The sequence below is a fragment of the Rhodanobacter terrae genome, assembly GCF_042657005.1.
GTDB classification, from domain to species: domain Bacteria; phylum Pseudomonadota; class Gammaproteobacteria; order Xanthomonadales; family Rhodanobacteraceae; genus Rhodanobacter; species Rhodanobacter terrae.
In genome coordinates this window covers 45,863-57,607 of sequence record NZ_JBHSNG010000001.1, presented here as the reverse complement: position 1 = coordinate 57,607, position 11,745 = coordinate 45,863, and the positions used below count along the sequence as shown (strand labels likewise).

General features: G+C 66.3%; 12 protein-coding genes. 7 read left to right on the top strand and 5 right to left on the bottom strand.

The window, feature by feature from the left end:
• Nucleotides 1-5: 5 nt before the first annotated feature.
• From ACFPPB_RS00240 to pdxH, 3 genes are read right to left on the bottom strand one after another with little or no spacing between them, the layout of a single operon-like run.
• Complete coding sequence (locus tag ACFPPB_RS00240; protein WP_377323222.1) at nucleotides 6-824, bottom strand: cobalamin-binding protein; 819 nt, start codon at nucleotides 822-824, stop codon at nucleotides 6-8.
• Between the two features lie 4 nt (nucleotides 825-828).
• On the bottom strand, nucleotides 829-1,269 hold the full coding sequence (locus ACFPPB_RS00235; RefSeq protein ID WP_377323220.1) for a secondary thiamine-phosphate synthase enzyme YjbQ: 441 nt from the start codon (nucleotides 1,267-1,269) through the stop codon (nucleotides 829-831).
• Nucleotides 1,266-1,853 carry a pyridoxamine 5'-phosphate oxidase gene (gene pdxH, locus ACFPPB_RS00230; RefSeq protein WP_377323218.1) on the bottom strand — a complete coding sequence of 196 codons (588 nt, stop codon included), beginning with the start codon at nucleotides 1,851-1,853 and terminating at the stop codon, nucleotides 1,266-1,268. Before pdxH ends, ACFPPB_RS00235 begins: the two co-directional genes overlap by 4 nt.
• Nucleotides 1,854-2,085: 232 nt before the next feature.
• On the opposite strand from pdxH, the gene ACFPPB_RS00225 reads away from it, so the two are divergent.
• Complete coding sequence (locus ACFPPB_RS00225; RefSeq protein ID WP_377323216.1) at nucleotides 2,086-2,919, top strand: kinase; 834 nt, start codon at nucleotides 2,086-2,088, stop codon at nucleotides 2,917-2,919.
• A 77-nt stretch (nucleotides 2,920-2,996) separates the two neighbouring features.
• Here the strand turns inward: ACFPPB_RS00225 and ACFPPB_RS00220 are convergent, their stop codons facing one another.
• A complete protein-coding gene (locus tag ACFPPB_RS00220) occupies nucleotides 2,997-3,341 on the bottom strand; it encodes a YbjQ family protein (protein WP_377323214.1) in 345 nt (114 codons plus the stop codon).
• Nucleotides 3,342-3,372: 31 nt separating this feature from the next.
• A complete protein-coding gene (locus tag ACFPPB_RS00215; RefSeq protein ID WP_377323212.1) occupies nucleotides 3,373-4,206 on the bottom strand; it encodes an NAD-dependent epimerase/dehydratase family protein in 834 nt (277 codons plus the stop codon).
• 35 nt (nucleotides 4,207-4,241) lie between these two features.
• Here ACFPPB_RS00215 and ACFPPB_RS00210 point away from each other — a divergent pair, with 35 nt between their 5' ends.
• From ACFPPB_RS00210 to ACFPPB_RS00185, 6 genes are all read left to right on the top strand, one after another.
• Nucleotides 4,242-4,799: a shikimate kinase gene (locus ACFPPB_RS00210; RefSeq protein WP_377323210.1), complete on the top strand. Its 558-nt coding sequence runs from the start codon at nucleotides 4,242-4,244 to the stop codon at nucleotides 4,797-4,799.
• The gene (gene aroB / locus ACFPPB_RS00205; RefSeq protein ID WP_377323208.1) at nucleotides 4,796-5,896 is read left to right on the top strand and encodes a 3-dehydroquinate synthase; all 1,101 of its coding nucleotides are present in this window, start codon (nucleotides 4,796-4,798) and stop codon (nucleotides 5,894-5,896) included. Before ACFPPB_RS00210 ends, aroB begins: the two co-directional genes overlap by 4 nt.
• Before the next feature lie 92 nt (nucleotides 5,897-5,988).
• Nucleotides 5,989-6,249 (top strand): WGR domain-containing protein, encoded by a 261-nt coding sequence (locus ACFPPB_RS00200; RefSeq protein ID WP_072761712.1) that lies wholly within the window; start codon nucleotides 5,989-5,991, stop codon nucleotides 6,247-6,249.
• Between the two features lies 1 nt (nucleotide 6,250).
• On the top strand, nucleotides 6,251-7,318 hold the full coding sequence (gene hemE / locus ACFPPB_RS00195) for a uroporphyrinogen decarboxylase (protein WP_377323206.1): 1,068 nt from the start codon (nucleotides 6,251-6,253) through the stop codon (nucleotides 7,316-7,318).
• A gap of 76 nt (nucleotides 7,319-7,394) precedes the next feature.
• Complete coding sequence (locus tag ACFPPB_RS00190) at nucleotides 7,395-8,153, top strand: alpha/beta hydrolase (protein WP_377323204.1); 759 nt, start codon at nucleotides 7,395-7,397, stop codon at nucleotides 8,151-8,153.
• Between the two features lie 640 nt (nucleotides 8,154-8,793).
• Nucleotides 8,794-11,733, top strand: a complete 2,940-nt coding sequence (locus tag ACFPPB_RS00185; RefSeq protein WP_377323202.1) for a valine--tRNA ligase — start codon at nucleotides 8,794-8,796, stop codon at nucleotides 11,731-11,733.
• The last annotated feature ends 12 nt before the right edge of the window (nucleotides 11,734-11,745 follow it).

Sequence of the window (11,745 nt, the reverse complement as noted above, 5' to 3'; positions counted from 1 at the left end):
AAGGCTCAGCGCAGCGCCCACTCGGCGATGATGCGATGGATCGCATCCAGCCCGTCGAACAGTGCCGCCGGTCCCGGCTGCAGGATGATCGGCGACTTGATCTCGTACAGATCGCCGTTGCGCACCGCCGGGATCGTGTCCCAACCGGGCCGCGCAGCCACGCGTTCGGGCCGGAAGCGCTTGCCGCACCAGGAACCGAGGATGATGTCCGGCGCACGCCGCACCACTTCGTCGCCGTTTGGCAGAATGCGCTGTTTCGCCAGAGGTTCGCGCGCCAGCTCGGGGAAGCAGTCGCCGCCGCCGGCGATGCCGATGATCTCGGCGACCCAGCGGATGCCGGTGATGATCGGCTCGTCCCATTCCTCGAAATATACCTTCGGCCGCCGCGGCAGCTGCGCGACCGCAGCGCGGATATCGGCGATGTGCTGTTCGGCGCGCTGGGCATAGGCCTCGGCTTTTTCGTGGGCGCCGACCATCGCGCCCAGCCGGCGGATATAGGCGAGGATGCCGCCGACGCTGCGGTGATTGCTGATCCACACCTCGACGCCGGCCTTGATCAGTTCGCGTGCGATGTCGGCCTGGATGTCGGAGAAACCGATCGCCAGGTCGGGTTCGAGTTTCAGGATCTCGCCGATCTTCGCGCTGGTGAACGCCGAGACCTTCGGCTTCTCCTTGCGCGCCCGCGGCGGCCGCACGGTGAAGCCGGAGATGCCGACGATGCGGCGGTCCTCGCCCAGCGCGTACAACACCTCGGTCGGCTCTTCGGTGAGGCAGACGATGCGTTGCGGAAAATGATCCGCCGAACGAGTTTCCTGCCCGTTCATGCGCTCAATGCCCCAGCACGGTCACCGTGACCTTGCGCTGGTGCGGATCGAGACGATGCTCCCACAGGTAGACGCCTTGCCACGTGCCCAGCAGCAACTTGCCGGCATGGACGGGTACCGTGAGGCTCACGCCGGTGAGGATCGAACGGACATGCGCCGGCATGTCGTCGGGACCTTCCGCATCGTGTTCGAAGATCGGATCGCCGTCGGGCACCGCGCGTGCGAACCAGCGTTCGAGGTCGTCGCGCACGCTGGGGTCGGCGTTCTCGCCGAGCAGCAGCGAGCAACTGGTATGGGCCGTGAAGATGTTCGCGATGCCGGCCTGCACATGGCTGCTGGCCACTGCGTCGGCCACCTGTGCAGTGATGTCGCTGAAGCCGCGGCCGCGCGTGTGCACGGCGAAGCCGCCCTGCGCCACGTGTTCCGCGGGCAGCGGCCTGCTCATGGATACAGCAGCCGGCTGGTCCAGGTCTGGCCGTGGCGATCCCAGCGCACCCGTTCGTGCAGGCGGAACTCGGCGCCGTACCAGAACTCCAGCATGTCCGCTTCGACCACGTAGCCACCCCAGTGCGGCGGCCGGGTCACTTCGCGGCCATCGAACTGCTGCTCGTAGCGCGCCACCCGCTGCTCGAAGGCTTCACGATCGGGCAGCGTCTGCGACTGCAGCGACGCCCACGCGCCGATCTGGCTCTGGCGCGGGCGGCTGGCGAAGTACGCGTCCGATTCCTCGTCCTGCAGTTTGCGTGCGACGCCTTCCACCCGTACCTGTACGCCGTCGCGCAGCTGCTTCCAGTGGAAACACAACGCAACCTGCGGGTGCGCCTCGATCTGGCCGCCCTTGTCGCTGTCGTAGTTGGTGTAGAAGCGGAAGCCGCGCTCGTCGGCACCCTTGAGCAGCACGATGCGCGAGGCGACCCGGCCGGAGCCGTCGACGGTGGCCACGTTCATCGCCGTCGGCTCGCGATCGCCGCTGGCCTTGGCCTCGTCCAGCAGCCGCAGGAAGGTGTCCAGAATCTCGGGTTTGAGCATGGCGTTGAAACTTTCCTTTTGCATCGTGGCTGACACGCGCCATCATGGCGCAAATGAACCCGACCGATCATAGTGCAATGCCCCACTCGCCCAGTACCACTTCCGCTTGGTGGACAGCGTCATGTCCCGCCGTGAAATGTGAAGACGGTCGCGCGCCGGCTGGCGGGACAGGCCGTCGCCGCTATCCGCCGGCGGCGGAACTACCTCCCGGAACCGGGAGGACGGCCCGCGGATGAGGATGTCTCACGCCGATATGCAGAACGAGGCCCTCGCCGGCCATCTGCTCGACCAGTACGCGGGCCGCATCGCCCGCTCGCGGCGCCCGTACATCCTCGGCCTGTCCGGGCTGCAGGGCAGCGGCAAGAGCACGCTGGCGCGGGTGATGAAAGCCCAGGCCGAGGCCCGCGGCTGGGCCACCGAAGTGCTTTCGCTCGACGATTTCTACTACGCCCGCAGCGATCGCGAAGCGCTGGCGCGCGACGTACACCCCCTGTTGCGCAGCCGCGGCGTGCCGGGCACCCACGAGATCGAACTGCTGCTGTCGGTACTTGCCGCGTTGCCGTACGCCTCGGAGAAGCTGCCGGTGACGCATCCGCGCTTCGACAAGGGCCGCGACACGCGCTTTTCGCCATCGCGCTGGCCGCGAACCACACGGCCGCCGCAGCTGGTGATCGTGGAAGGCTGGGCACTGGGTATCCGCCCGCAGCTGCAGGCCGCACTGACCAGGCCGGTCAACGAACTGGAGCGCAAGGAAGACCCCGACGGCAGCTGGCGGCACTGGGTCAACAAGCAGTTGCGCGGCTACCAGCCGCTATGGCGCAAGTTCGACGCGCTGATCGTGCTGCAGGCGCCGAGCTGGGAGATCGTGCGCCGCTGGCGCGGCGAGCAGGAACAGTATCTGCTGGCGCGACATGCGCCGCTGGCGATGGATGAGGCGGCGATGGAGCGTTTCCTGGCGCACTTCGAGCGGCTCAGCCGGCACGCGCTGGCCACCTTGCCTGCGCTGGCCGACACCTGCGTGGAGTATGACGACGATCGTCACGTGACCGGCCTCAGCCACGGCTGAATTGGGCGAACAGAAGGGGGGAGCGGTCACTCCGCAGCCCCCGCCGCTGTCAGCTCACTCGACGATGAAGTTCGCCTTCAGGTCGACGCCTCGACCTGCACCGCCGTGCCGTACGCCAGCACCTCGGTGACGCCCTGGGCCACTTCGTTGGCGTCGTAGCGCATCGCCACCACGCCGTTCGCCCCCATCGCGCCGGCGTGCTGCAGCATCAGCTCGTAGGCCTCCTCGCGTGCCTTCTCGCACAGTTCGGTATAGATCGAGATATTGCCGCCGACGATCGTCTGCAGCGCCGCGCCGAGATTGCCGACCACGCTGCGCGAGCGCACCGTGATACCCCGCACGATGCCCAGCGAACGCATGATGCGGCAGCCGGGAATCTCGTTGCCGGTGCTGACCTGGTGATGAGGAACGGTGTTGGCCATGCGGGTTCTCCCTGGTGAGTGACTGAATGATTCACTGATCGAACAAGGCGGCGTAACCATCGCGCGCATCCGGCCATTGCGGCTTGAAGCCGCTGGCGCACAGCCGCGCATTGCTGAGCCGCTTGCTGCCGATGCCGACCGGTGCCGGACCGTCGTCGGCCGGCGGCGCGCCGATCAAGCCGGTCAGGTGGTCGTACAACACATCGAGCGGCAGCGGCGTGCTGTCCACGCCAAGATACAGCGGCAACGGATCGCCCAGTTGCAGCAGGTGCGCGACCGCCGCCGCGGCGTCGTCGACATGGATGCGATTGGCCCAGTGCGGCAGCATGCGCGGCGCCACGACCTGCCCGGCGCGCAGACGCTCCAGCCATTGCATGCGCCCGGGGCCATACAGGCCGGCCAGCCGCAACACGATCGAAGCCGGCGACTGCGCGGCCAGCCACTGTTCCGCCTCCAGCAGCACCGCGCCATTGAATCCCGGCGGTGCCGGCGGCGTGTCTTCATCCACCCAGTCGCCGCCGTGCTCGCCATAGACCGCGCTGGAAGAAACCAGCAACACGCGCTGCAGGCTGTGACGCCCCAGCGCGTCGAGCAGATCGCGCAAGCCGTCCACGAAAGTGGCGCGATAAGCGGCGGCATCGCGCCGGTCCGGCGTCGGCAGATACACCAGCTGGGTGATATCCGGCGGCCACCCGTGCAGGGTTTCCGGCAAGGTCAGATCGCCGCGCAACCAGTGGATGCCATCGCCATCGTGAGTCGGCGGCCGGCGCCGCAGCGCCCATACTTCATCGCCGCGCGCCAGCAGGCGCTGCGCCACGCGCAGTCCAAGGTCGCCACAACCGGCCAACAATACCCGCTCGCTCACCACAGTCCCCGCGGCTGCCCTGTTAGCATTTGTCCATGAATCCGTCGTGCAACCTGTTCATCATCGGCCCGACCGGCGCCGGCAAGACGTCGATCGGACGCCGGCTTGCCGTGCATTATGGACTGCCGTTCGTCGATCTGGACCAGGAGATCGAGCGGCATTGCGGCGTGGACGTGAACACGGTGTTCGAGATCGAGGGCGAAGCCGGCTTCCGCCAGCGCGAAAGCGCCCTGCTCGACGAATGCAGCCGACGCCAGGGCGTGCTGCTGGCCACCGGCGCTGGCGCCGTGCTCGCCACGCAGAATCGGGACTGTCTCGGCGAACGCGGCTTTGTGATATGGCTGCAGACCACCGTCGAGCAGCAACTGGAACGGCTGGAGCACGATCATCGCCGCCCGCTGCTAGCCGTGCCGAACCGGCACGAGCAGCTGCAGGCGATGGCGCAGATCCGCGAACCGATCTACCGCGAGCTCGCCGACCTGGCCGTACCCGGCCAGCACGGCAGCGTCGCCACCGCCAGCGAGCGCTGCATCGCGCTGATCGATCACCACTGGCAGCGTCAATCCACCGCATGGCCCCGGCAGAACGCATGAACGACCCCGCATTCCAGACCATCACCGTCGCACTCGGCCAGCGCAGCTATCCGGTATGGATCGGCAGCGGCCTGCTCGCCGACCATGCGCGTTGGCGCGCCATGCTGCGCGGCCGCCACGCGCTGGTGATCAGCAACACCACGGTGGCGCCGCTGTACCTGCCGCGCATCGAACAGGGACTGCACGGCGTGAAGTGGTCGTCGTTCCTGCTCGACGACGGCGAGGCGCACAAGAGCTTCGCCAACGTCGGCCGCGCGCTGGAAGCGCTGGGCCAGCTCGGCGCCACCCGCGACGCCTGCGTCATCGCGCTCGGCGGCGGCGTGGTCGGCGACCTGGCCGGTTTCAGCGCGGCATGCTGGATGCGCGGCATCGACTTCATCCAGATGCCGACCACCTTGCTGGCGATGGTCGACTCCTCGGTCGGCGGCAAGACCGGCGTCAACCTGCCGATCGGCAAGAATCTCGCCGGCGCATTCCATCAGCCGCGCGCAGTGATCGCCGATATCGACACGCTGGCGACCCTTCCCGTGCGCGAATACCGCGCCGGCCTCGCCGAAGTGATCAAGGGCGCGGCGATCGGCGACGAGCCGTTCTTCGCCTGGCTGGAGCAGCACGCCGATGCGCTAGCCGCCCGCGACTCCGCCGCGATACTGGAGGCGATCGCACGCAAGGTTCGGTACAAGGCCGGCGTGGTCGCCCGGGACGAGACCGAGCAAGGTGAACGCGCCCTGCTCAACCTCGGCCATACCTTCGGCCACGCGCTGGAAACTGCCGGCCACTACACCACCTTGCTGCACGGCGAAGGCGTGGCGGTCGGCATGCTGCTGGCGGCGCAGTTGTCCGAACGGCTCGGCATGAGCGGCGTCGCCGATACCACCCGCCTGCGAGACCTGCTCGAAAAACTTGGCCTGCCCACCGCGATTCCGCCAGGCATGGAGGCGCAGCAACTGCTGGCACTGATGCGGCTGGACAAGAAGAACACCGCCGGCGTGCTGCGGCTGATCCTGTGGCACGGGGTCGGTCGCGCCGAGATCGTCGCGGGTGTCGCCGAAGCCGACGTGCTCGCCATACTGCAAGCCGCCACCGAATCCCGGTAGGAGCCCGCTGACGGGCTCCTACAAACCGGTGATCACTCCTATAAACTGTGTTGTCCGGCTACGCGGCCGTTCGTGCCCCACCACTGGAACCCATGCGCCTCTATCTGCAAACCGTGCCCGGCAGCGCCGAGGCACCACGCTACGTCCAGATCACGCTGGAGCAGGATCTGCTGGGCGGCTGGACGCTGTACCGCGAATCCGGCACCCAGGGTGGTCGCGCCACGATGAAGCGCGAGCAGTTCCTCGAGCGCGACGAGGCGGTCAGTGCGTTCGAGAAAGCGCGCGATGCCCAGCTCAAGCGCGGTTTCCGCCTGATGTTTGCCCAGGGCCTCGAAGGTCCGTACGGACGTTGAAATGACCGAATTGAAGAACGACCGCTTCCTGCGTGCGCTGCGCCGGGAACCCACCGACACCACACCGATTTGGGTGATGCGCCAGGCCGGCCGCTACCTGCCGGAATACCGCACCACGCGCGAGCGCGCCGGCAGCTTCATGGGCCTGGCGCAGAACCCCGAGTACGCCTGCGAGGTGACCTTGCAGCCGCTGGAACGCTTCGAGCTCGATGCGGCGATCCTGTTCTCCGACATCCTCACCATTCCCGACGCGATGGGGCTCGGCCTGTCGTTCGCGCAGGGCGAAGGCCCGCAGTTCGCACACCCGGTACGCACGGCTGCCGACATCGCGAAACTCGCCGTGCCCGACATGGACGGCGAGCTGCGCTACGTGATGGACGCGGTGCGGCTGATCCGCCGGGAACTGCATGGCCGCGTGCCGCTGATCGGGTTCTCCGGCAGCCCATGGACGCTGGCCTGCTACATGGTCGAAGGCCAGGGCTCGAAGGATTTCGCCACGCTCAAGGCGATGTGCTGGAACGAACCGAAGCTCGCCCACCAGCTGCTCGACACGCTGGCGCGCGCCGTCACCGCCTACCTGATCGCCCAGGCCGCCGCCGGCGCCCAGGCGCTGATGATCTTCGACACCTGGGGCGGCCTGCTGGGACCCGCCCCGTTCCGCGAGTTCTCGCTGCGCTACATGGCGCAGATCGTCGCCGCGCTGAAGGCCGACCCGCACGCCCGCGATCTCCCGGTGACCTTGTTCTCCAAGGGCGCCGGCCAGCACCTCGCCGACATGGCCGACTCCGGCTGCAGCGCACTCGGCGTCGACTGGACCATGGATCTGGCCGATGCCCGTCGCGCCGTCGCCGGCAAGGTCGCCGTGCAAGGCAACCTCGATCCTGCGGTGATGCGCGCCCATCCCGACGTGATCCGCCGCGAGGCCCGCGCCGTGCTGGACAGCTACGGCAACCACCCCGGCCACGTGTTCAACCTCGGCCACGGCATCACGCCGGAAGTCGATCCGGAGCATGTCAAGGTGCTGGTCGACGAGGTGCACCGCTACGGTCGCGAGCTGCGCTCGCGCTGAGTCGCCGCGCCGTCGTCGCTGGCCTTTGCCGCACGCCTCACGTAGCCTGCGCCGGGTATCCCCGAGGAGCCGCGCCATGCACGTCATGCCCCCTGCCCGCCTCATCCGCTGGACCTGCCTGATCCTGCTGTGCCTGCCCGCCCTCGCGCTGGCCGACGAACCACTGACCCTGCACACCAGCGACGGCGTGGCCGTCTACGGCACGCTCAGCCAGGCGCAGCCGCACGACCGCGGCATCGCCTTGCTGTTCCACCAGGCCCGTGCGAACCGGCACGAGTACGACAGCGTGGTGCCGACGCTGCAGAAACTGGGCTTCGACACCCTCGCGATCGACCAACGCTCCGGCGGCGACCTGTTCGGCGGCCACAACGAAACCGTGGCGAAGCTCGGCGCCTCGGCGGATTACCCGGCCGCCCTGCCCGATCTCGAAGCCGCCCTGGCCTGGGCCCGCGCGCAGCACTACGCGCGCATCGTCGCGGTGGGCAGTTCCTACAGTTCATCGCTGGTGATCGTGCTGGCCGCGAAACGCCCGCAAGGCCTGAGCGCCATTGCCAGCTTCTCGCCGGGCGAATACTTCGACGACAAGAACCAGATCAAGCAGGCAGCCGCCCAGGTGACCCTGCCGTTCTACATCACCACCGACCCGAACGAGGCCAGCAACGTCGCCGAAGTGCTGCGCGACGCCCACGGCGCCAACATCGTGCACTACCAGCCCAAGATCGGCGTACACGGCGCCTCGACCCTGGTCGCGGCGCGCGATCCCGGCGGCTGGCAAGCCAACCTGGCTAGCTTCACCGCCTTTTTGCGCAGTCTCCCCGCACCACCTGCTCACTGACGACTGGCGCCCGCCCATAGGCCTCTCCTCGCGGGGTGTTGGCGCTGCGTCAGAGTTTTCTCTCCGGCGGGATATGGGAGCGACTTCAGTCGCGATGTTCTTGCCGCTTCGCTGCCGAATCAGAACCAAGCGCCTTCACCTACCGAACGACTCCATCCCAAGACTTGTTGTAGGAGCCCGCTGGCGGGCGATGCTCTTGCTCTTGTTCTTTGGTTGGTTGATTTGAAGCAAAGAGCTTTCGTGCGTCTCGCCTCTGGCGCCCGAAAGCTCTTTGCTTCAAATCCATCAACCCAGAGCCAAGGCATCGCCCGCCAGCGGGCTCCTACAAGGATCCGGGAGACCAAATAACTTGGTGGTCGAAGACAGACGAAAAGCCCTTCGCTACAAACCGACCACCAGGCGCAAAGCATGGCGACTGAAGTCGCCTACATCGAGTTGGGACAGGGCTGGGGCGATGGCCAGCGCCAGCACCCCGCAAGCCCCGAACCCTCACCCCAACCCTCTCCCGGAGGGAGAGGGGCGAAAGCCGGCCCAGGCGGCGTCGGGCCATTTTTGGCAGCCCAGCCCCCTCCCCGTACAATGACCCGCTTTAACCCACGACAAAGCGCGCGCCCTGCGCGCGCCACCGAGCGCAATCCCGATGGAAAAGAGTTTCGAGCCCGCCCAGATCGAATCGAAGTGGTACGAGCGCTGGGAAGCCAGCGGCGCGTTCCAGCCATCGGGCCAGGGCGAGCCGTATTGCATTCTGCTGCCGCCGCCGAACGTCACCGGCACGCTGCACATGGGGCACGCGTTCCAGCAGACCGTGATGGACATGCTGGTGCGCTACCAGCGCATGCGCGGCATGAACACGCTGTGGCAGGTCGGCACCGACCACGCGGGCATCGCCACCCAGAAGATCGTGGAGAACCAGCTCGCGATCGAGGACAAGACGCGGCACGACCTGGGCCGCGATGCGTTCGTCGAGCGCGTATGGAAGTGGAAGGAGGAGTCCGGCTCCACCATCACCAACCAGATGCGCCGCATCGGCGCCGCCGCGGACTGGTCGCGCGAGCGCTTCACCATGGACGAGGGACTCTCGGCCGCGGTGCGCAAGGTGTTCATCGACTGGTATCGCGCAGGCTTGATCTACCGCGGCAACCGGCTGGTGAACTGGGACCCGGTGCTGGGTACCGCCGTTTCCGATCTGGAAGTGAACAACGTCGAGCGCGACGGGCATATGTGGTCGATCCGCTATCCCGTCATGGGCAGCGACGAAAGTGTGGTGGTCGCCACCACGCGTCCTGAAACCATGCTGGGCGACGTCGCCGTGGCGGTGCATCCGGAGGACGAGCGCTACGCGCATCTGGTCGGCAGGACGCTGAAGCTGCCGCTAACGGATCGCGAGATTCCCGTCATCGCCGACGACTACGTCGACAAGGATTTCGGCACCGGCTGCGTCAAGATCACGCCGGCGCACGACTTCAACGACTACGCGATCGGCCAGCGGCACAAGCTCAAGCCAATCACTATCTTCTCGCTCGATGCGAAGATCATCACAGCGACGTCGAACTCAAAGCGCATTCACCAGAACGCGCAATCGGACTTTGTGGTTGGTTCGGACGAAATCTTCGCAGACAAGCTCATTCCTCTGAAGTATCAGGGACTGGACCGCTACGAAGCGCGCAAAGCGATTGTTGCCGATCTGGACGCCATCGGCCTGCTGGTCGAAACCAAACCGCACAAGCTGCAGGTGCCGGTGAGCGACCGCTCGGACGCGGTGATCGAGCCGATGCTGACCGACCAGTGGTTCGTCGACCTCACCTCCGACACGCTGGCCGATGGACGTCCGGGCGGCCGCCAGGCGATCACCCGGCCGGCTCTCGACGCCGTGCGCAACGGCGACATCAAATTCGTGCCGGAGAACTGGGCCACCACCTACACGCAGTGGCTGGACAACATCCAGGACTGGTGCATCAGCCGCCAGCTGTGGTGGGGCCATCGTATTCCGGCGTGGTACGACGAGGCCGGCAACATCTTCGTGGGCGAGGACGAGGCGGACGCGCGCGCCAGCGCCACCACCGCGCCGGTCGGCACGCTGCGCCAGGACGAGGACGTGCTCGACACCTGGTTCAGCTCGGCGCTGTGGCCATTCTCCACGCTGGGCTGGCCCGCGAATGGTCCGGTGAAGAACGAGCGCGGCGGAGTCGTGGCGAATTGGGCGCAGGACAAGATTTTCCTGCCCAGCGCCGTGCTGGTCACCGGCTTCGACATCATCTTCTTCTGGGTCGCCCGCATGGTGATGGCGACCAGGTACTTCATTGGCCAGGTACCATTCCGCGAGGTCTACATCAACGCCATCGTGCGTGACGCGGAAGGCCAGAAGATGTCCAAGTCCAAGGGCAACACGCTGGATCCGCTGGACCTGATCGACGGCATCGAGCTGGAGCCGCTGGTGGCGAAGTCCATCAAGTCCTTGCTGATTCCGCAGGTGCGCGAGAAGGTCGAGAAGCGTGTCCGCAAGGATTACCCCGCCGGCATTCCGGCGATCGGCACCGATGCGCTGCGCTTCACTTTCGCCGCGCTGGCCAGCTACAGCCGCACGATCAACTTCGACATCAAGCGCGCCGAAGGCTACAAGGCGTTCTGCAACAAGCTGTGGAACGCGGCGCGGTTTGTGCTCAGCAATCTGGGCGCAGAAAACTTACAGATCACTACTGGCGACCACAACTTAAACAAGTATTGGCCTCCGTTTGAGCCATCCTCTGCCGAGCATTGGATTCTTTCGCGCCTAGTCCAAACGATTCAAGAAGCAGAGGCACACTTCGCAACATATCGCTTTGATTTGCTTGCGCAGGTTCTTTACGAGTTTGTCTGGAATGACTTCTGTGATTGGTTCTTGGAACTATGCAAGCCAACTATCCAAAACGGCAGTAAAGAAGAAAAAATTCAAGCTCGATACACGTTGCTTTACGTGCTTGAGTCTGTTCTTCGGTTGTTGCATCCGGTGATTCCGTTCATCACAGAAGAAATTTGGCAGGCTATCGCGCCGCAGCTTGGCATCACGGACAACAGCATCATGCTGCGACCATGGCCAGGAGCCAGCGGGATCATCGCGGATGAGGCAGCCGCAGCCGAAATCGAGTGGTTCAAGAGCGTGCTCAGCGGCGTCCGCAGGATCCGCTCGGAGATGAACATCTCGCCCGCCAAGACCATTCCGCTGCTGCTCGCCGACGGCGACGCCGGCGATCGCGCTCGCGTGGCGAAGTTCGCCGCCCAGATCGCCTTCCTCGCCCGCACCGAAACACCGCAGTGGATCGAGGCCGGCGCCGACGAACCGGCCGCCGCCGCGGCCGTGGTCGGTACGCTGCGCGTGATGATCCCGCTCGCCGGCCTGATCGATCTCGGCGCCGAGAAAACCCGCCTGGCCAAGGAAATCACCCGCATCGAAGTCGAGATCAGGAAGTGCGAAGGCAAACTCGGCAACGCCAACTTCGTGGCCAACGCCCCCGCCGAAGTCGTCGTCCAGGAACGCCAGCGCATCGCCGACTGGAACACCACGCTGACGGCCTTGCGCGAGCAGGCCCGGAAGCTGGGCTGACACGCGAGCGGC